This is a genomic window from Peribacillus sp. NPDC097895 (assembly GCF_050277555.1).
Taxonomy (GTDB): Bacteria; Bacillota; Bacilli; order Bacillales; family DSM-1321; genus Peribacillus.
The window spans coordinates 14,431-35,696 of record NZ_JBNNSH010000003.1 but is presented as its reverse complement, the minus strand read 5'-3'; the positions used below and the strand labels follow the sequence as shown (position 1 = coordinate 35,696).

Genomic DNA, 21,266 nt, shown 5'->3' with positions numbered 1-21,266 from the left:
AAATAATGTTGTGAAAAATTACTAGTTATAACTAGTTTGGACTGGGTATTAGTGTATCATCCTTGTAAAAAGGTTCATAAGAAAATTTCTTTGATAAGGATGGTGGATTAAAATGTTTGGTCTCACTGATATCATTAAATTTCTATTTTCCTTTTTTTTGATTATGCCAATCGTTACGCTGATACATTTGAGCGGGCATATCTTCTTTGTGACGATTTTTGGAGGATCTGAAAAGAAAATCTTGATCGGTTGTGGTAATAAACTTTTCGCCTTTCGGAACATAGAGGTAAGGAAATATTATTTTTGGAATGGGACTTGCGAGTTCAGAGGATTGAAACATGATAATCGATTGACGAATATGCTGATTTATTTAGGGGGGGCTACCTTTAATTTAGTCAGTATGTTGATCATATATAGCTTAGTGTATCAGAATATCTTGGAAAGCTCGGTAATCTGGTATCAATTCATATATTTTTCCTTCTATGTAATGTTTTTCTCCTTATTTCCGATGTATTTTTCGGACGGGTCGCCTAGTGATGGGAAGGCCGCAGAATTGGTCTTGAAGAACAAGCTGGAAGATAGGGTGACCGATGATATATTTGTGAAGAAAGTGGATGATGAAGATAGCTGCAAGTAAAAAGGGGACGTGCTGATGGACGTTCTTTTTTTGTTGCTTTCAGCTTTAGGATCCATCATAAGGCTATTATATCGCCTTATGATGGATGTTTATATAACGTTCTAAGATTTTATGGACTCTACTATTTCACTGCTTGAGGATGAACTTGAAAGGACCAGAACAATGACCATGGCAATGGCAACGCCTGTTGCACCGATCCAGGTTATGGAAGAAAGGGATACTTGTTCTACAGCAACACCGCCAATTCCAGCACCGGCCGCCATGGCCAATTGCATCATCTACTGATTCAGACCGAGCATGACTCCTGATGATTCAGGCTCAAGGGTCGCTAAATGATATGGCTGTGTCGGCCCTGATGACCATGCTGCGAACGACCATAATGTAAGGATTATCAAAACGCCCATCAATGAATTCGTAACGATGGATAACATGATGATCATCACAATATGCAGCGCCATACCGCCAATTAGTGTAAATGATACACCCCATCGATCCATACTATATCCGCCAAACTTTGATCCGATCAGGCTGGCGATGCCGAATATAAGCAAAGCCGTGCTAAGTAGAGAGTCACTTATCCCTGATACGGATAGCAGGTAGGGGCTGCCGATTAGGTTGTTCGAATCCTGTAAATCAGTAATAATGTCGCCGCCTCGTCATTCCCAAACTTCTTTTGCTACATCAACGATGAATTTCAACTTCTCCCATTGTTGTTCTTCCGTAAGCTTGTTGCCATGATGGGTGGAAGCGAATCCGCATTGCGGGCTTAAGCATAGTTGTTCGAGGGGAACGAATTGTGAGGCCTCTTTAATGCGTGCCTTAACAGCTTCCTTGTCTTCAATTTCCCCATTTTTTGAAGTGACGACTCCCAGAACGACCCGGGCCCCGCCGTTTGGAATGTATTCCAATGGTTTAAAATCCCCTGAGCGGTTATCGTCATATTCCAAGAAGAATCCCTCTACTTTTTCTTTTGCCAATAATGTTGGGGCTATGCGTGCATAACTTCCTTCAAATGCCCACGTTGACTGGTAGTTTCCACGACATAAGTGTGTCGTGACGACCAAATCCTCGGGTTTTCCTTCCAATGCACCATTAATTACACGCAGTGCTAAATCGATTAATTGTTCTCTCGAATATTTTCCATCTTTGAACTGAAAATCTGGAGCTGAAAGTCTGGCAATATATACATCATCCAATTGAAGGTAACGCACACCTGCTTCATAAAAGGCTTTCAAAGCAGCTTGATACGCTTTAATGACATCATTTGCATAGTCCTCGATATCAGGATAGATGTCTTCATTATGAACACCGGCAGCAAACAATTGATTGGGACTGGGAATGGTTTGTTTGGCAACGGCACGTCCGTCCACTATTTTGTTCAATTCAATAAAGTCATGAATGAAGGGATGCTCGGGATTGAATGAAACCTTTCCTGTATTGCGAACATTATATCGCTCAGTTTGCACCCCATCGAATGTAAGACCTTTTTCAGTTACATATCCCTCGATGCCATTTAAATGTTCGAGGAAGTCAAAATGCCACCAAGTTCGTCTGAACTCCCCATCCGTCACGGCCTCTAATCCAACTTCAATTTGTTTATCGACAATCAATTCGATTTCTTCCGTTTCAACTTCACGAAGTCGCTCCGCCGAAATGGTACCTTCCTTCAATTGCTTTCTAGCTATATGTAAACGATCTGGTCTTAATAAACTTCCGACATGGTCCGCTCTAAATGGTGCTTTCGTTAATGTGATTGACATGTTGCATACCTTCTTCCCTTTGATAAAATAAACACCTCTTCTTAAAAATAAGAAGAGGTGTTGGCAACAAAGCTATTTACTCTTCTTATCTTCAAGTTTTACACTTCTGGAATTAGCACAGTACATGAAAAGTCTGTTGCTGAGGTATCAAAGGGCCAGTCCCTCCACCTCTCTGGATAAGAGTTGTCTATTAAATTAATTATGACTATACAGGGAGTTATGATAAAGGTCAAGGGTAGAGGCGGAAAATTTAGAATATAGCGATTATTCATAGTAGCTTTGCATGATGATTAACCACATTGGTGAACCTGGCATATGCTATAACCCACGCATGCGAGGTGGGTTATTGAAAGTCAGAGGGGGAAAGCCGGGATGAATACATTCGATCACTTTAATGTTTTTGGGAATGGTATACCGATAAAGGTAACTGCATCCATGCTAGAGAGAATTATAAACATGAAATCTAATGAGCAGAAAATAAAAGTCGAGATTACGCCAAAGCATATAGTGCTTTGGGGAACGACGGAAGTGAAAAAAATGATGTTTAAGAAAAATGTACCTTTCCGGATTACAATAAAACCGGTTCACGTTGATAATAGAACGATTTCATTTGAATTAGTGGAAATGAAACCTATTGATAGGAATTTCATTAATCATAAGATATTTAACAGACCGCCATTTTTTGAATTTGAAAATAGAATGATCAAAATGAATGTGAATGCTTGGAATATCGTGAGAAAAATCCCCGTGGGCACGATTAAATCGTATGAGCTTGTCGAAGGTGCATTGAAACTGAAAATCTCTTTATGATGAATCATCTTTAGGGGGATTTTACATACATTCTTCCCCGTACTGTATTGGGGATACCAGGTATGTTAGTGTAAGGATATGGTGACAAGTGATTCTTCGATAAGAAAAAATGTGTTTGATAAATCAAGCACTTTAAAATATACTAAAAAACTTAAAGTTTAGAGTTTTTCCGGGACATAAGGGGGAAAATGGATGGACCAGAAGATTTTGCCTGCCTCTGCAAGCATGAAGGATTTTGAAAGATTTCTAGATAGTTCCTATGAAATTGGTGTGTTTCTTGACTTGCATATTTCCCAATTGAAAAATGTAAGCATGATGGCCAAGCAGCATAATAAGAAAATGATTTATCATGTCGATTTAATCCATGGCATAAGAAGTGATGAATACGCGACAGAATTCATTTGTCAGGAGTATCACCCCTATGGGCTGATTTCGACAAAATCAAGCGTTATTTTGAAAGCGAAGCAAAAGGGAGTCATTGCCATCCAGCGAATCTTTTTAATAGACTCACATGCGCTGGAGAAAAGTTATAAGCTGGTACAGAAAACGAAGCCGGATTATATCGAAGTATTGCCGGGCGCAATGCCATGGATGATAAAAGAAGTGAAAGAACGATTACAAACTCCCATTTTTGCAGGTGGTCTTATACGGACTTCGGAAGAAGTCCTGAATGCCCTTGAAGCGGGAGCGTCCGCAATCACCACTTCCAAAACTGAATTGTGGGATATCGTCTAATAGGGTCAAAAGTCAAAAAAATTACAGAAAAAAGAATGAATCTTTCAGAAAATATTTGACAGCGTTTTCATAAACTAGTATATTTTGAATTACAAGTTAATACATGTGACGGAGATTAGGAGATTCACACCAGACATACTCATTTATTGAGGATAGTTCTGTTGTGAATCTCCTTTTATTTGTTGGTAAGGCATCATTCTATAAGAGGAGGGGTCATGTATGACTCCATTTTGGGGAGAAGTAGTAGGCACGATGATTTTAATTTTATTTGGTGCAGGTATTGGGGCAGGATCCTCCTTAAAGGGATCTTATGCCAAAGATGCTGGCTGGATTGTCATCACGATTGCATGGGGATTGGCTGTTACAATGGGTGTCTTTGCAGTAGGCTCCATAAGTGGAGCACATTTAAACCCGGCTGTTACAGTAGCATTGGCTATCAATGGAGATTTTCCTTGGGCTGATGTGCCAGGGTATATCGTGGCACAAATGATTGGGGCGATTATAGGCGCGACTCTAGTATTTTTGCATTATTTGCCTCACTGGAAAGCTACGGAGGATCCAGGTACAAAGCTTGGTGTGTTTTCAACCTCACCAGCTATCCCTCATACTTTTTCAAATCTTTTAAGTGAAATGATTGGTACATTCATCCTTGTTCTTGGCTTATTATTTATTGGAGCCGGCAAGTTTACAGAAGGTCTGAATCCATTTGCTGTCGGTTTATTGATTGTTGTTATCGGGATGTCGCTTGGAGGAACAACAGGCTACGCCATAAACCCTGCCCGTGACCTTGGACCTCGTATTGCTCACTTCCTTCTGCCTATACCGGGTAAGGGAAAATCGAATTGGGGCTATGCATGGATTCCGGTTGTTGGCCCGATTGTCGGTGGAGCGCTTGGAGCTGTCTTCTATAAAGCGGTGTTTTTAGGTGAAGTGACGACAATATTTTGGACTGTTCTAGGAGTAAGCCTGATAATATTGGTATTAGCATATGCTTTTGGAAAAAAGCAGTCACGTGAGTTAGAAATTAGCAACATTGCTAGTTAAAAATAAAAGGGGGGAAACGCATTATGGAAAAATATATCTTATCTTTAGATCAAGGAACAACAAGTTCGCGGGCGATTCTATTTAACGAAAAGGGGGAAATCGTACATTCTTCCCAGAAGGAATTCACTCAGTTTTTCCCGAAACCAGGCTGGGTCGAGCATAATGCAAATGAGATTTGGGGATCGATTCTAGCGGTCATTGCCGGTGTACTGTCTGAATCCGGTGTCAAGCCAGAGCAAATTGCCGGTATCGGGATTACTAATCAGCGTGAAACGGCAGTCGTTTGGGATAAGGAAACAGGAGCACCTGTTTATAATGCCATCGTATGGCAGTCCAGACAAACAAGTGAAATCTGTGACGATTTGAAGGGAAAGGGATTAAATGATCTATTCCGGGATAAAACGGGTTTGCTGATAGATGCTTATTTTTCAGGTACAAAAGTGAAATGGATCCTCGATAATGTGGAAGGTGCACGACAAAGAGCGGATGAAGGCAAGCTGTTATTCGGGACCATCGATACTTGGTTGATTTGGAAGCTTTCAGGAGGCAAGGCCCATGTAACGGATTATTCAAATGCATCACGGACACTGATGTACAATATCCATGAGCTGAAATGGGATGAGGAACTGCTGGAGATATTGACTGTACCAAAATCGATGCTGCCGGAAGTTAGGCCATCCTCTGAAGTGTACGCACGTACGATCGAATATCATTTCTTCGGTCAATCGATTCCGATTGCCGGAGCGGCTGGTGATCAGCAGGCAGCATTATTTGGCCAAGCCTGCTTTAATGAAGGAATGGCTAAAAATACGTATGGCACAGGCTGCTTCATGCTCATGAATACAGGTACAAAGGCTGTAAGTTCAGAGCACGGACTATTGACGACCCTTGCTTGGGGATTGAATGGGAAGGTTGAATATGCACTGGAAGGCAGTATATTCGTTGCTGGCTCGGCAATCCAATGGCTGCGAGATGGTTTGCGGATGCTTAATGACGCCAAGGACAGTGAAGCCTATGCAAAACGAGTGGAAAGTACGGATGGAGTATATGTAGTGCCGGCTTTTGTGGGTCTCGGGACTCCGTATTGGGACAGTGAAGTACGGGGAGCGGTTTTTGGTTTGACGCGCGGTACTTCCAAAGAACATTTCATTCGTGCAACACTAGAATCACTAGCGTACCAAACGAAGGATGTCCTTGATTCAATGGAGGCGGATTCAGGCATCGAGCTACAGACATTGAGAGTCGATGGCGGGGCAGTCAAGAATGATTTCTTAATGCAATTCCAAAGCGATTTATTGCGAGTGCCTGTCGAAAGACCAACCATAAATGAAACCACGGCACTAGGGGCTGCGTATTTAGCTGGACTGGCTGTTGGATATTGGAAGGATCAAGAAGAAATCTCCCGGCAATGGGCGGTAGACAAAACCTTTAACACATCCATGGAAGAGCATGATAGTGAAAAATTATATGAAGGCTGGAAAAAAGCTGTACATGCGGCAATGGCTTTTAAATAAAGGCTCTGGATAAACACTATATTGAACAAACAACTAAGACCACTTATAGTGGTCTTTTTTATGCAACTTCTTCAACTAAAGCCCCATTAACTCAAAAAAATTCTATTTTTCAAATCACTTTTAAAGCGCGCTCCTTATTACTCCAAACCTAAACCAAACTATGTTGTAGAATAATTAAGGGTTTACCTCTTTACCTTTCCTTCTTGTACATAATTTCTTATTTAAATATAGCCTGTGATTTACTGAATTTCATATGTATAGTTAGCTATAATATAATTTATTAGGGGGAGTGTTGTCCTTGTTTATAAAACTTACAAAAGACCAACAGCAATTAATGATTTCTGACATTCAATATTTTTTTTCACAAGAAAGAGATGAAGAAATAACCGAATTTGCTGCAGAAAGAGTATTAGATTTCGTTAAGGAGTCGCTTGCTCCTCATTTCTATAACGCCGCTGTCTTGGATGTTAAACATGTAGTTGAACAGCAATTTTCTTCACTTGAAGATGAAATATTAACCCTAGAACGTCCGATAAAAAGATAAACAACTTTTTTGTTGCACATAATGAGTCAAAAACGACATAAGAAAGGAAACCTGTTTCCGTTTTTTCAGTTAATCTGCACCTTTAGTTGAACAAGGTAATCAATAACCTAATTTAACAAAGAATAAATAAAAACAAAGCGAAGTCTTTCTAATATGAGCTAGAGTATGATATACTGAAATCAAGTTAATAACTCGGCCGGAGAACAGGAGAGACCATGAATGCGTTATCGTGAATACGATAATGTGCATTTATGGTCTCTTTTTTTGTTTTTTAAGGCGGATTAGGGATATTAATATCTATATAAACTACTATGCGAACAAATGAACCAATTGAATAGAATGACCCAAATCACGTGTAAACAGTGCGAATAAACCAGGAAAACAAGCTGCTCGACCAAAAGAAGGCATTACTTAAAGGAGGAGTTAGGCATGAGGTTTTCAAATAAATATCGGGAAGAAACAATCGAACTTCTGAAAAAAGAAAAATATGATGTGGTAGTGATTGGCGGGGGAATTACGGGTGCAGGGATCGCCCTGGATGCAACGACCCGGGGAATGAAAGTGGCATTGGTGGAAATGCAGGACTTTGCGGCAGGTACTTCAAGTCGCTCGACAAAACTGGTCCATGGCGGCTTGCGTTATTTGAAGCAATTTGAAATAAAAATGGTTGCTGAGGTTGGGAAAGAGCGGGAAATCGTTTATGAAAATGGACCGCATGTGACCACGCCGGAATGGATGCTGCTGCCGATGCACAAAGGAGGCACTTTTGGGAAATTCAGTACCTCCATTGGACTCCGTGTATACGATTTCCTTGCAGGAGTAAAAAAAGCTGAACGCAGGAAAATGCTTTCTGTTGATGAAACGCTAAAACGTGAGCCTCTCGTAAAGAAAGAGGGACTGAAGGGTGGAGGCTACTATGTCGAATATCGGACAGATGATGCCCGTTTAACGATTGAAGTCATGAAGGCAGCTGTTGATAAAGGTGCATCACCGATAAATTATACAAAAGTAGATAAATTGTTATATGAAAATGGAAAGGTGACCGGCGTTCAAGTTGCCGATTTACTATCAGGGGACACGTATGAAATACACGCAGACAAAGTTATTAATGCAGCAGGTCCTTGGGTGGATTCCATCCGTGAAAAAGACCAATCGAAAAAGGGGAAAACGCTGAAGTTATCAAAGGGTGTTCATGTGGTCATCGACCAATCGAAATTCCCGTTGAAGCAGGCGATTTACTTTGATACACCTGATGGACGGATGATCTTTGCCATCCCGAGAGCCGGCAAAGCTTATGTAGGGACTACGGACACTTTTTATGAAGGCGATCCCGCTGTTCCGGCCGTTACTTCGGAAGACCGTGCCTATTTATTAAAGGCGATTGCTTATATGTTTCCAAAAGTGAAAATTACGGATGGGGATATCGAATCAAGCTGGGCAGGAGTCAGGCCGTTGATAATGGAAGAAGGAAAGGACCCTTCCGAAATATCAAGGAAAGATGAAATATGGGAATCCGATTCGGGCCTTATCACGATTGCGGGAGGTAAATTGACCGGGTATCGCAAAATGGCAAAAACGACGGTTGACCTTGTCGCAGGCAAGCTTTCCGAGCAGTCAAATAAGACTTACCCTGCCAGCAATACAAAAAGAATGCCGATTTCAGGAGGAGATGTCGGGGGATCAAGAAACTTCTCCGATTATATCAAGAAACATATTCAAATGGGGGTCGCCTCAGGCCTCACTGCTAAGGATTCGGAGGGGATTTTGGCCATGTACGGGTCTAATGCACCTGTGTTATTCAATATCGCAAAAAGCGAAAGAGATGGGGGAACAAGTAGTGGCCTCCCGCAGAAATTGTTCGTACAGCTGAAATACGCACTAGATCATGAAATGGCCGCAACTCCAGTGGATTTCTTCTTCCGCAGGACCGGGACCCTGTTATTCGATATCGATCTAGTCCAAACGCATAAACAATCAGTGATTGATTATATGGCTGGATATTTCGGATGGACGGAATCGATGAAGATGGAAAGATCCAATCAACTGGAACATGAAATACTTGGTGCTATTAAAGTATCCTGATTTATACCTGAAACGGATAAACGCCAGTAGCTATGCTGGCGTTTATCTTATTTTCCATGATTTTTTCTAGTTATAGCTGTGTGTGTAAGAGATGAGTACAATGCTGCTCAGCGTGTATTCAATGATAGAATGCTGGCGAATAGAACAAGCTCATCATCAGAGAAGATTAGCCGTACCTGCTCTTATTGTATAAATGATTAAGATGAAATATAATTATCCCAACCGTTTAATTTGAATTTTCTAAATATATAAAGAGGAAATTTGATTATCTGATTTTATAACTGCTTAAAAGGTTTGGAGCCCGTTTTCGATCCGAAATCATTGGGGATTAAATGCTGATTTTTCGGAGCACGAATAGGTTCGAGACAAGGAAAATATGTCTTGAAATTAATGGATTTAGTTTTTTATGTAAAAAATAATCATTTTTCATCACAAACCAGTTCAAGTTTAATGAGAGCTGGTTTTTTTAGTTTCTGTACAATTGGGGAACTAAAGTGAGTGTAATATAAAAAGAAAATAATATATTTCAGTAAGAAAATAAGGTGGGGGATATTTTGTTAGAAAAGCTTGCTCAAGAAATTGCGAACATAACCAGTGAAGTAATTGGCCATGAAGTGCTGATTACAGATAAACACGGAATGGTGCTTGGTTCAAGTGACCAATCAAGAATTGGCACATTGCATCAAGCTTCCCTTGGAGCCATATTTCGTCGTAAGGAAATGACCCATAATGAGGTAGTATCAAGTACTTTAAAGGGAGTAAAGCCTGGAATAACAATCCCGATAGAACTATCAGGGGAATATGTAGGTACATTAGGCATCACTGGATATCCCAATGAAGTAGCAAAGTTTGGGAGGTTAGCTAAAAAGTATGCAGAAATTTTATTGCGTGAGGAAATCATCAATAAATCTTCACTTCTACGTGAAAGGGCTTTACAAAGCCTCGTTCAGGAAATTGCGGCTTTCGATCCCAACCATAGTGATGAAATGCTATTGCTAACTCGAGGAGGGGAATTGGGTTATGATTTAAAACCACCTCGCATAACGATCGTTATCGATCTCTTTCAATTCAATCACATTGCGAGTGAAATTCATCAGCAAGCGTTAAAGCAAGATTCACCAGAAATATATATTCAATCATTAAAGATAAACATAGAATCGAAAATTAAAAGAATCTTTTCGAATAATCAGGATATTGCAGTGTCCTTAGGGTCTGATAAATATGTTGTATTTCATATGTTGGCTAATGAAATGCATGAAGAAGAAATCTATGAAAAGATTAAAATGAAGTGTAAACAGCTTATTGGAGAATTAAAGGAGTTAGGAATTGACGCTTCAATTGGAATTGGAACCATTGGAAGTTTGTCTGATCTTAATAATTCCTACCATGCTGCTTGGCGGGCGCTGAGAATCGGAAAAAAAATGACGGATCATCCAGATATCTTTTATATAAAAGATTTGGTTTTAGAAGAATTACTATCCTATATTCATAAAAATACAGCGCATCATTTCGTAGAAGAAACCGTTATAAACCTGAAACAGTTCCCAGATTGTGATGAATTATTTCGAACGATCACAGCTTGGTGTGAGTCTAGCTTAAGTCCGATTAACTCTTCGAAAGCATTGAACGTCCATCGTAATACACTTTTTTATCGATTGAACAAAATCGAACAAATTACAGGGAAGAATTTACGGAACTTTAGGGAGGCCCTGGAACTTTATCTTGCGGTGAAACTGATGCTGATACTTGAACCAGAAAACAAAGGAAATTAGCATTGTGCTGTTAGCACAAACTACTTCTTATATCTATTCGAATAATTAGGCGGAGATGACGATGCTTCGAATGACCCTAAACTAATATAATTCAAATTAGAGAGGGAGAAACTGTTTTAGGTTATTAGTTTGAAAAGGGGTGAAGGGGTATGGGAATCTTAGATTGGATCTTTGTTGTAGGTTATTTTGCATTTATCGCGGTTATTGGATATCAAACAAGTAAACGCATACAGACAGTAAAAGACTATAATGTTGCAGGAGAGAAAGTTACAATTTCCATTCTTTTTGCCAGTTTGGCGGCTTCCGTATTAGGAGGAGGTGCCTCGACTGGAATGGCGGGAAATGTATATAAAGATGGGTATGTCTTTTTGTTTGCATTTTGTGCATATGGGATTGCTAGTGTATTGATTGGTTATTTTATTGCCCCGCGGTTAAAAGCTTATAAAGGAGCACAAACCGTTGGAGATATTATGGAAAATCACTACGGAAAAAAAGCGAAATTAGTAACTGGTATTCTCTCAGTTGGATTATGTACGGGGATTATAGGGGGACAAGCTTTAGCGTTAGGAACTATGCTTAAAGTAATCTTGGATATACCTCCGATTGTAGGGATTCTAATCGGGATGGGAGCGGTCATTCTCTATACGTCCTTTGGAGGAGTTATGGCCGTCATTCAAACGGATGTTCTTCAATTTGTACTGCTTGGTGTCATATTGCCTCTTTCGCTTATCATTGGATTGTTTGCGGTGGGCGGTACGGATACGTTACTTGCAAAAGTTCCGGATTTTCATTTCACCTTGTTGGGCAATTGGGAAGTAACTACCTTTATTGGTTTATTCGTCACATTTCTTTTAGGAGAAGCGTTGATTCCGCCTTATACACAACGGATTTTTTCATCTAAAGATCCTGAAACGGCTAGAAAAGGGTATATAATCGCCGGATTCTTTTCTTTTGGATTCTTCTTCATCACAGCGTCATTAGGTTTAGTCGCCTATGTGTTATTCCCTGGGATTCAAACAGACAATGCTTTACCAACCATTGTAAAGGAACTTTTGCCGGTTGGTGTTACTGGATTGGCAGTTGCTGCATTATTAGCTGTCATTATGTCCACAGCCAGCTCCTTTTTAAATTCAACGACCGTTTCTTTTATGCGAGATATCTATCCTTTTCTTAGTAGAAAAAAAACTTCGGACAAGCAAGAATTATTATTGGGAAGAATACTGACAGTAATTGTTGGTATCGCCTCTTTAATTTTCGCTCTAAATGTTCCAAGTATAATCGCGGCCTTGGAATATTCTTATTACCTTTGGGCTCCTACTGTTGTATTCCCATTGGTGATGGGAATCATGTGGAATTTCCGTAATGCAACAGCCGGTATCTCCTCAATCGTTGTGGGGGCGATCATCACTTTATTTTGGACCTTTGCGTTACATGAACCTTTTGGTTTATCTGGGGTTGTTCCAGGATTTATCGCGAATATCATTGCTTTTTTTATCACCCATTCATTAACGAAAAACAACGTTGCAGGCAATTCTGCAATTAAGGTGGATAAGGAGATGCTTAATAATGATGTTGTATAGTTTTCTACTTTATTTCATTCCGTCGTTATTAATCGTAGTTACCCTTATGACAGGTATTGTTTGTACAAAACATTATATAGATGATGTCATAAAGAAATAATAAAAGACTGAAAAATTAGTTTATTAAAACATCACGGATGAATCACTGAACATTTTGTTCTGATAGAACAATGTCATGATTACTCATTCAATAGAATATGAAAGTATGAAAAATAGAAGAAAAGCTATGAAGGAGGAAAAAATTATGAAAAGAACTGTAGCTGTATTAGGTGGAGGTAATGGAGGTCATACATTAGCGGCTGATTTAAGTTTGGCTGGACACGAAGTTCGTCTATTTGAAATGGAGAAATTCTGCTCAGCAATGAAGGCTGTATTTGAAACGAAACGTATTGAATGTCTTGGTGAGGTATTAAATGGAACGGCTGAAATAGCTATGGTCACAAATGACATTGACCAAGCATTAAACGGTGCAGAGATTATCCTTGTTGCTGTCCCTGCTTTTGCACATAAAGACTATGCGAATCTATTAGCAGATAAAGTGAAATCAGATCAATTAGTTGTTCTTCTGCCAGGAACGCTTGGTTCTTTAGAATTTGCAAGGATATGGAGAGAGTTGGGCGTAAATGAAGATGTTGTACTAGCTGAATCAGATACCCTTCCATATGCGACAAGACTAGAGGGTCCTGGAAAAGTAAGAGTTAATGTAAAAATTAATGTGCAAATCGGCGTGTTTCCTTCCGTTCGTACTGAATGGGCAACGGCTTTACTTGATGATATTTTATCTATCACCCCTGTGAGCAATGTACTTGAGGCTGGATTGAGTAGTATGAATCCGATCGATCATCCGCCTGGAACGATTTTAAATGCGGGGCGCATTGAGCGTTCAAATGGAGAATTTTATATTTATGAAGAAGGGATGACCCCATCTGTTATTCGTGTGATGGAACAGCTGGATCAGGAAAGATTGGAAATTGGGAAATGGTTTGATTTGGAGTTGATGACAATTGCTGAACTTCTTCATACATCAGGGTATGGACCAAAAGGAACTACTTGGGAAGTGTTGAACGGAAGCCGCAGTTTGACACCGATTAAAGGGCCTACTTCTTTACAATCTCGTTATTTATCTGAAGATATTCCTTTTGGTTTACGAACATTCGCATCAATAGCCGATCATATTGGACTGGACACACCTGTAATGGATTCGATGATCACGTTAGGTGAAATTCTTGTTGGCGGAATCCCGCAAACTGGAAGGACTATTGATAATATAGGTCTTAGTAAACTTTCAAAAGATGAAATCATTGAATTCGTTCGTACAGGCACGCATAAAGTTTCTGTTTAAGGAGTCAGTAATAAATTCGTAAAACCCACATTTTTCAGCAGAACAAATCGCAGCCCTTTTAGGTAAACAAGCTCAAGAAAGAGCGACATTGTTTATGTAAAAGGGTTCTTTAATGATGAGTGCTTATTTACATATATTTCAAGACTTTGAACATGGGATATTTTTGAAAAACTAATCATATTAGTTATATTGTTCACATTAGTTTTAGGGAGGAATTTCATTAAAGATGAAAATGACGAAGGCTGATACATTATTTCAACTCTCTTTCATGCCACGTGTATTTCCGGTGAACTGTTATTTTGTAGAAGAAGAGGATAGCCTTACACTAATAGATGCAGCATTACCCTACAGCACAAAAAGTATAATGGATGCAGCTCAGGTTGTCGGAAAACCGATTACAAGATTAATCGTTACTCACGCTCATGATGATCATGTTGGTGCACTAGACAGGCTTAAAGCGTTAATCCCTGATTTACAAGTGAGTATTTCTGTTAGGGATGCATTATTACTGGCTGGCAATTCTACTCTCCTACAAAATGAAGTAAACTCTCCAATCCGCGGAGTTGTCCCTAAAAAGATTAAAACTCAACCAGACTTATTACTAAAAGAAGGCGACCGTATTGGTTCATTGGAAGTTATTTCTTCACCTGGACATACCCCTGGTTCGATCTCTCTTCTTGACACCCGGAATCATAGTTTAATTGTTGGGGATGCCTTGCAAACGAGAGGTGGAACTGCGGTATCAGGAATGATTAAACCTTTATTTCCGTTTCCAGCCTTTGGGACTTGGAACAAACTCATCGCACTTGAAAGTGCAAAGAAACTAAGAAGTTATAAACCGAGATTACTTGCTGTAGGTCATGGGAAGATGCTAGAACACCCTGGGAATTCTATAGACAGAGCGATAGTTGAAGCGGAATTAAAACTTCAACCAGGAAAATAGGAGGTCAAAATGAGATGTCTCGACGTAAAAGGATAGATTTGTCCATCGTTTTACAGAAGGCTACAGAACTAGTTGATGAAAACGGCCATGATCACCTTTCGTTAGGCAAGAACTACAAATACGCACCCCCTCGTTATATAACCATTTAGACGGCCTAAATGGATTAAAACAGAAACTAGCAGTAAATGGAGTGAAAAAACTTTATGAATACATGCTTCAAGCGGCAGCGGGACGCTCCGGTGATGATGCAATCCTTGCACTGAGTGAAGCATATGTTGAATTTGCTAGAATTCATCCAGGACTTTATGATGCCACCACCCGATTTCCAAATGGTGAAGACAAGGAATTACAGCAAGCACAACAATCTGTTGTAGAGCTTGTTGTCCAAGTACTCCAAGCCTATGATTTGCAGGAAGAAATGGCGATTCACTTAGTGAGAGGATTAAGGAGCATTTTACATGGGTTTACTTCAATTGAAAAAAGGGGTGGGTTTGGGATGGCTATTGATATCGATAAGAGTTTTTCTTTACTGTTAAATACTTATATTGAGGGAATCCATTCAATAGTTATCAATCATGATAAATATGAGCTGACGGGAGGGTAAAATGGGCTTTCTGGCTGTCTTGGTATAACGGTCCTTTGTGGGCTATTTTGTTTTGGTTCCCCTCTGGCGATTAGTTTTTCCCTTGAAACGTTAAATTGGCTTGTATCTATTTGGTTTTATTCTGTATACATGTAAATAAAACGGTCTAATGTATGTGATTTGGTAAAAGTGTTTATGAAGTACAACATATAAGGAGTGAGGAGCACGGGGGTATGTCTCCGTAATCCTCACTCCTTAGTGTATTAAATGATTCATGGGCGGGCTCCGAAAAATATGGCCTCAAAAGCAGAATGCCCTAAGATTTCTGCTTTATTAGCTGTAAATCGATGTATAGCTGGATTCTTGAATGAAAGTCATCAAAATCGATCGATGTGAGATCGGCTATTTGATTCAATCTATATTTCAATGTGTTGGTATGAATATATAGCTGTTCAGCTGTCGGTTTGATCCGGCAATTGTTCAACAGGTATATTTCCATCGTTTGAAGGAGCTTGGTTTGGCTTTCCTGGTCCTTCTTTTGAAGAATCTGTAAATCCTTATTGATATAATTCGTTTTAGTATGATGATTGGAGATCATTTCTAGGTAACGGAAAATTCCAAGCTTACTATATTCGAAAGGAAGCTGTTCGGGATTGCCGGTGAACTTGGCTGCATTAATCACTTCCAGTGCTTCGAGATAGGATTTTCTTAATTGAAGAATCGATGAATACTCATTTCCGATTCCCGGGAATATCTTATGGTTATTGAATTGGGAAAGAACCGTGTTCGTTAAATCATTGGCGCTATCTGAAATATTGCCTTTCCCATTGCTGCCTATTAAGACGACGATTTTCAATTGACTTGTAAATACATAGGAAAAATGATTCAATGCATTGGCGAATAGACTGACTGTATCCGTTAATTCATCGAAAAGCTCCGCATCGGACTGAGCGATGGTAAAAACATTTACAAGGAAAGTTTCCGGAATGAGGATGCTCATGTTAGCGGCTTCCCATTTTATTTGGTTTTCGGTTTGATAGACTTCGTCTATGACCTTTTGGTAAAACTCATTTTTTTCTTCATCTTTTTTCATATTAAGCTGTTTTTTCTGATAGAGGAGCTTGCCGATATGATGGGAAACTTCATGTAAAAAAACCAAATCGGAGTCAGCCATCATTTCCGTTTCCTGGACCCAAATGAATCCAAAGACCTGCCCTTTATGGACAGCGCTTACTACGACTCTTTGATTTAAACCGATTTCCTCGATTTGTTTTATTCTGAAAGGATGCTGCACTGTTTTAAGCTGTTCAACAATGCCCTCATCCATGAATTTCTCCAAGATTGGAATCGGCCAGTGCTTTGTGAAGATGGTTTGTCGATTGGCTTGGTCGAAGTGCTCGATATAATATGAACTATATGCCAGCAATAAAAATTGGTCATTTTCGATGACAACTGGTTTTTTTAAATAAGTGCTGACCATATCCGTTATATCGTTGATGTTTGTGAGAGTTTGGATTTTTTCTAATGACATATATGGCCCCTTGTTTTTTGAAGTAAATGACAACTTAGTTTAATAATACTTTTAAACGGATGATGTGTATAGGGGCACAAAGAAGGAACGGTATATGAGAATACTTTCATATACCGTTCCTTTTAGGGTTTCTATTATTGTTTTAATGTTCTCTCGAATTGTTCGAATTGCTGTTCTACTTCTTTAGATGGCTTGGCTGTAAGAAGACTGACCAGAACGATGGCAATCAAGCTTGCGGCAAAACCAGGGATCATTTCATAAAGCGTATCGGACAAGCCGGCCATCGACCAGAAAATCACAGTCCCGGCACCAACGACCATCCCGGCTAAAGCACCCCATTTTGTCATGCGTTTCCAACAGAGACTGAGTAAGACAAGCGGACCGAATGATGAGCCGAACCCAGCCCATGCATAACCGACAAGTGCAAGAATCGTGTCATTTTTCTCCCAAGAGAGAATAAGTGCGATGATTGATATGATCAGTACGGAAAGTCTGCCTAGGAAGACAAGCTCTTTATCTGAAGCCGAGCGACGGAAGAAGGTTTTGTATATATCCTCCGTTAAAGAGCTGGCCGTAACCAACAGCTGCGAAGAAATCGTGCTCATGACGGCTGCCAGTATCGCTGAAATCAAGAAACCAGTAATGAATGGATGGAAAAGAATTTCCCCTAGCTCTATGAAAATCGTTTCAGGATCAGCTAACTTGAGACCGTTCTGGGAATAATACGTTATTCCGATGAATCCAGTCAGCATGGCACCAACAGTTGAAAACATCATCCAACTCATCCCGATAGTACGGGCTTTCTTGATTTCCTTAACAGAACTGATTGCCATAAAGCGGACAATGATATGGGGTTGTCCGAAATAACCTAGTCCCCATGCAAATAATGAGATGATGCCTAAAAAGCTCGTTCCGGTAAAAATATTCAATAGGGCAGGATCAATGGAACGTGGTGTATCTATGGAAGGGCCGAAGCCGCCAACATGGAAAAGGGTGACGATCGGTACAAGAACCAGGGCGACGACCATGATGAGTCCTTGAACAAAGTCTGTCCAGCTTACTGCCAGGAATCCACCGAATAAAGTATAGGCAACGGTGACGCCTGTCAAAATCCATAGACCTGTATGGTAATCAAGGCCAAATGTACTTTGGAATAAGACTCCGCCGGACACCATTCCGGAAGAAACGTAAAAGGTAAAGAATATCAGGATAACCAATGCTGAAATGAGCCTTAGGATCCGCGAGCCCTCACCAAAACGATTTTCCAGGAAAGCAGGGATCGTAATGGAATTATTAGCGACTTCCGTATACGTTCTCAATCTAGGTGCCACGTATAACCAGTTTGCATAAGCACCAAGCGTCAGGCCGATTACGATCCAAATCGAGCTGAGTCCCGTTGCGAACATGGCGCCTGGCATACCCATTAGAAGCCAACCGCTCATATCGGCAGCACCGGCGCTTAATGCCGTTACAGCAGGGCCAAGACCCCGGTCGCCCAGCATGTAATCATTTAGGTTAGAGGTTCTTTTGTAGGCGAAATATCCGATTAACAGCATACCCGCCATATAAATACTAATGGAAAGTATTAATGAGAAATCGATCATAGGAAGACTCCCTTCAGGATGAAAGTATATAATTTTTCGTTTGAAAAGAGGAAGCAACCTATTTGTCACTTCCTCCATTTTACTTCGTATTGGTTTTGTATCATCTAGTTGAAGATACATCACCAATACGAGGGCATTTCCTCTTCAATTGCTTTTGATGAAATATTTATCAGAATGTTTCTGATGTTGTTTTGGCTTGCATATGAAGCTGCAAGTAGTCCGGTCCGCCTGCCTTGGAATCGGTTCCTGACATGTTGAACCCGCCGAATGGCTGATAGCCTACGATTGCACCCGTACAGCCGCGGTTGAAATACAAGTTCCCTACATGGAATTCTTCACGTGCTTTTTCCATGTTCAGGCGATTTGTCGTAATGACAGCCCCAGTCAAACCGTATTCTGTGTTATTGGCAATTTCAAGAGCTTCGTTAAAGTCTTTCGCTTTTGAAAAAGCAACAACTGGTCCGAAGATTTCTTCTTGCATCAAACGGGCTTGCGGATCGACATCAGCGACGATTGTCGGCTGAACGAAGTATCCTTTTGAACTATCTCCTTCTCCGCCAGTCAGAATGCGTCCTTCTTCTTTGCCAATTTCAATATAGCTCATGATTTTATCGAATGCCGCCTGATCGATAACTGGTCCCATGAAATGATTCTCTACAGGATTACCAACTGTAAGTTGTTTTGTTAATTCAACAGCGCGATCTAAAACTTGATCGTATACATCTTCTACGATGACAGCACGGGAGCATGCAGAACATTTTTGTCCTGAGAAGCCAAATGCAGATTTCACGATCGATTGAGCGGCCAATTCAAGATCTGCCTCTTTGTCGACGACGATCGTATCTTTTCCGCCCATTTCAGCAATGACACGCTTCAGCCAAATTTGGCCTTCGTTCACTTCAGAAGCACGTTTGTAAATGCGCAGACCTACATCACGTGAACCTGTGAAGGAAATGAAACGTGTTTTAGGATGGTCAACCAGGTAGTCGCCCACCTCGGCTCCGCTTCCTGGAACGAAATTCAACACACCTGCTGGAAGGCCGGCTTCAAGCATGACTTCAACGAATTTCGCAGCAACAATAGGAGTAGTCGAAGCTGGTTTCAACAAAATGGTGTTACCAGTAACGATAGCGGCAACAGCTGTTCCTGCCATGATCGCAAATGGGAAGTTCCAAGGAGAAATGATGATGCCAACCCCTAATGGAATGTAATCATAGCGGTTAAATTCTCCCGGACGGCTTTGAACAGGCACACCATCTTTAAGCGTCAGCATTTGACGGGCATAGAATTCAAGGAAATCGATCGCTTCAGCTGTATCAGCATCTGCCTCATTCCAAGGTTTTCCCGCTTCTTTTGTCAATAACGCAGAGAATTCATGCTTGCGTCTGCGAATGATGGCAGCCGCTTTGAACAAAACGTCAGAGCGGATTTCCGGCTTCACCTTTTTCCAGCTTTCAAAAGCGGTAACAGCTTCCTGCATGGCCTTTTCAGCAAGATCCCTGTTCGCTTTCGATACTCGGCCGATGACCTCTTGCTTATCTGCAGGGTTATATGAAACGATTTTCTCATCAGTCGTCACTTTTTCTGCCCCGATATAAAGAGGGTAGTCTTGCCCTAAGTAACCTTCAACAGTTTGAAGTGCTTCCTGATAAGCTTTTTTGTTTTCCTCGTTTGTAAAATCAACAAATGGTTCATGTTTATATGAAATCATTGATCATCACACCTTTTCATAGATTTTTTTTAGTAATAATGTTGAATGTATATTTAGCTTCTGACCATCCCTTTGAAGGCAAAGGCAATATTGGATGGCCTTTCTGCAAGCCTTCTCATGAAGTATCCATACCAATCCAGACCATATGGTACATAAACACGCATTTTGTAACCTTGCTTGACCAGTTCATACTGGGTTTTATTTCTCATGCCATAAAGCATTTGAAATTCGAATTGTGTATTTGGGATGTTATGTTTCTTAGCCAGCTCTTTTGTATATTCGATGATTTTGTCATCATGTGAGGCAATGGCCGTATAATTACCGTTAAGAAGACTTTGCTTAATCAACTTTTTATAGTTTTCATCTACATCATTCTTTTCGGGAAAAGCGACCTCGGGAGATTCCTTATAGGCACCCTTTACGAGTCGCAGGAATGGCTTATATTGGCCAAGGTCCTCCAAATCTTTCTCTGTGCGGAATAAATATGCTTGTAGAACAGTACTTATGCAGCTGTATTTTTCTTTGAACTGCCTAAAAATATCGATTGTTGCCTGACAGCGAACTTCATCTTCCATATCGATCGTGACCATGACTTTATGTTTTTCCGCTGTATCAAGAATTTTCGTCATATTCTCAATGACGAGATTATGATCGATATCAAGTCCCAAAGATGTCATCTTCAGAGAAACTTGTGAATCAAGTTTTTCCCTGCTGATCATTTCAATGGTTTCGATGCATTCTGCCGTCCGTTCCTGAGTCACTTCCTTAGAATCAACGAATTCCCCAAGATGGTCGACTGTAACCGACAAGCCGCTATTATTAAGTTGTTTAATGAATTTAATGGAACTTTGGAAATCAGTTCCCCCAATGATCTTTCCAGCAGCAAAATTTCCTCCGCTTTTTTTAGCAATATTATTAAGCAGATTATTTTTAGATAAAAATAAGAAAAAGTCCCTTGTAATGGCTTCCATATAAAGCGCACCCCCTAAGAAGATGTATTTCATAAATTAAGCTTACGATTTTTCGACAATATTCACAATGTTCTCAAAAAACAATAATTCTGTCTTTGATTTG

Annotated in this window: 18 protein-coding genes, 1 pseudogene and 1 riboswitch; of the genes and pseudogenes, 13 read left to right on the top strand and 6 right to left on the bottom strand. The window is 40.2% G+C overall.

Annotation, left to right across the window (positions count from 1 at the left end; all coding sequences use genetic code 11):
- The first annotated feature begins 112 nt into the window (after positions 1 to 112).
- Positions 113 to 637 carry a hypothetical protein gene (locus ACQKMH_RS16440; protein ID WP_427588569.1) on the top strand — a complete coding sequence of 175 codons (525 nt, stop codon included), beginning with the start codon at positions 113 to 115 and terminating at the stop codon, positions 635 to 637.
- Positions 638 to 738: 101 nt separating this feature from the next.
- On the opposite strand, the pseudogene ACQKMH_RS16435 reads toward ACQKMH_RS16440, so the two are convergent.
- Together ACQKMH_RS16435 and ACQKMH_RS16430 are read right to left on the bottom strand one after the other, a co-directional pair.
- A pseudogene (locus ACQKMH_RS16435) lies at positions 739 to 1,242 on the bottom strand (MFS transporter); the annotation flags it as partial.
- Positions 1,243 to 1,293: 51 nt separating this feature from the next.
- Positions 1,294 to 2,397: a 5-methyltetrahydropteroyltriglutamate--homocysteine S-methyltransferase gene (locus ACQKMH_RS16430; protein ID WP_427588568.1), complete on the bottom strand. Its 1,104-nt coding sequence runs from the start codon at positions 2,395 to 2,397 to the stop codon at positions 1,294 to 1,296.
- Between the two features lie 82 nt (positions 2,398 to 2,479).
- Positions 2,480 to 2,580: riboswitch (SAM riboswitch) on the bottom strand.
- Positions 2,581 to 2,769: 189 nt separating this feature from the next.
- Between ACQKMH_RS16430 and ACQKMH_RS16425 the strand changes: the two genes are divergently transcribed.
- From ACQKMH_RS16425 to ACQKMH_RS16370, 12 genes are all read left to right on the top strand, one after another.
- Positions 2,770 to 3,207, top strand: coding sequence for a hypothetical protein (locus tag ACQKMH_RS16425; RefSeq protein WP_427588567.1), 438 nt, complete (start codon positions 2,770 to 2,772; stop codon positions 3,205 to 3,207).
- A gap of 192 nt (positions 3,208 to 3,399) precedes the next feature.
- A complete protein-coding gene (locus ACQKMH_RS16420) occupies positions 3,400 to 3,942 on the top strand; it encodes a glycerol-3-phosphate responsive antiterminator (protein WP_427588566.1) in 543 nt (180 codons plus the stop codon).
- A 219-nt stretch (positions 3,943 to 4,161) separates the two neighbouring features.
- Complete coding sequence (locus ACQKMH_RS16415) at positions 4,162 to 4,986, top strand: MIP/aquaporin family protein (protein WP_427588565.1); 825 nt, start codon at positions 4,162 to 4,164, stop codon at positions 4,984 to 4,986.
- A 23-nt stretch (positions 4,987 to 5,009) separates the two neighbouring features.
- Positions 5,010 to 6,500 carry a glycerol kinase GlpK gene (gene glpK / locus ACQKMH_RS16410; protein ID WP_427588564.1) on the top strand — a complete coding sequence of 497 codons (1,491 nt, stop codon included), beginning with the start codon at positions 5,010 to 5,012 and terminating at the stop codon, positions 6,498 to 6,500.
- A 298-nt stretch (positions 6,501 to 6,798) separates the two neighbouring features.
- Positions 6,799 to 7,044, top strand: a complete 246-nt coding sequence (locus ACQKMH_RS16405) for a DUF2164 domain-containing protein (protein ID WP_053348825.1) — start codon at positions 6,799 to 6,801, stop codon at positions 7,042 to 7,044.
- Positions 7,045 to 7,473: 429 nt separating this feature from the next.
- Positions 7,474 to 9,126, top strand: coding sequence for a glycerol-3-phosphate dehydrogenase/oxidase (locus ACQKMH_RS16400; protein ID WP_427588563.1), 1,653 nt, complete (start codon positions 7,474 to 7,476; stop codon positions 9,124 to 9,126).
- A gap of 554 nt (positions 9,127 to 9,680) precedes the next feature.
- Positions 9,681 to 10,898: a CdaR family transcriptional regulator gene (locus ACQKMH_RS16395; protein ID WP_427588562.1), complete on the top strand. Its 1,218-nt coding sequence runs from the start codon at positions 9,681 to 9,683 to the stop codon at positions 10,896 to 10,898.
- 149 nt (positions 10,899 to 11,047) lie between these two features.
- The gene (locus ACQKMH_RS16390) at positions 11,048 to 12,478 is read left to right on the top strand and encodes a sodium:solute symporter family protein (protein WP_427588561.1); all 1,431 of its coding nucleotides are present in this window, start codon (positions 11,048 to 11,050) and stop codon (positions 12,476 to 12,478) included.
- 244 nt (positions 12,479 to 12,722) lie between these two features.
- Complete coding sequence (locus ACQKMH_RS16385; RefSeq protein WP_427588560.1) at positions 12,723 to 13,820, top strand: NAD/NADP octopine/nopaline dehydrogenase family protein; 1,098 nt, start codon at positions 12,723 to 12,725, stop codon at positions 13,818 to 13,820.
- A gap of 226 nt (positions 13,821 to 14,046) precedes the next feature.
- Positions 14,047 to 14,763, top strand: a complete 717-nt coding sequence (locus tag ACQKMH_RS16380; protein ID WP_427588559.1) for an MBL fold metallo-hydrolase — start codon at positions 14,047 to 14,049, stop codon at positions 14,761 to 14,763.
- A gap of 14 nt (positions 14,764 to 14,777) precedes the next feature.
- Complete coding sequence (locus ACQKMH_RS16375; protein ID WP_427588558.1) at positions 14,778 to 14,912, top strand: hypothetical protein; 135 nt, start codon at positions 14,778 to 14,780, stop codon at positions 14,910 to 14,912.
- Between the two features lie 41 nt (positions 14,913 to 14,953).
- Complete coding sequence (locus tag ACQKMH_RS16370) at positions 14,954 to 15,367, top strand: TetR-like C-terminal domain-containing protein (protein WP_427588557.1); 414 nt, start codon at positions 14,954 to 14,956, stop codon at positions 15,365 to 15,367.
- A 295-nt stretch (positions 15,368 to 15,662) separates the two neighbouring features.
- Here ACQKMH_RS16370 and ACQKMH_RS16365 read toward each other — a convergent pair whose 3' ends face one another.
- From ACQKMH_RS16365 to ACQKMH_RS16350, 4 genes are all read right to left on the bottom strand, one after another.
- Positions 15,663 to 16,877, bottom strand: a complete 1,215-nt coding sequence (locus tag ACQKMH_RS16365) for a PucR family transcriptional regulator (protein WP_427588556.1) — start codon at positions 16,875 to 16,877, stop codon at positions 15,663 to 15,665.
- Positions 16,878 to 17,011: 134 nt separating this feature from the next.
- A complete protein-coding gene (putP, locus tag ACQKMH_RS16360) occupies positions 17,012 to 18,481 on the bottom strand; it encodes a sodium/proline symporter PutP (RefSeq protein WP_427588555.1) in 1,470 nt (489 codons plus the stop codon).
- A 169-nt stretch (positions 18,482 to 18,650) separates the two neighbouring features.
- Positions 18,651 to 20,192: an L-glutamate gamma-semialdehyde dehydrogenase gene (gene pruA / locus ACQKMH_RS16355; protein ID WP_427588554.1), complete on the bottom strand. Its 1,542-nt coding sequence runs from the start codon at positions 20,190 to 20,192 to the stop codon at positions 18,651 to 18,653.
- A 53-nt stretch (positions 20,193 to 20,245) separates the two neighbouring features.
- Positions 20,246 to 21,163, bottom strand: a complete 918-nt coding sequence (locus ACQKMH_RS16350; protein WP_427588553.1) for a proline dehydrogenase family protein — start codon at positions 21,161 to 21,163, stop codon at positions 20,246 to 20,248.
- Positions 21,164 to 21,266: the final 103 nt, after the last annotated feature.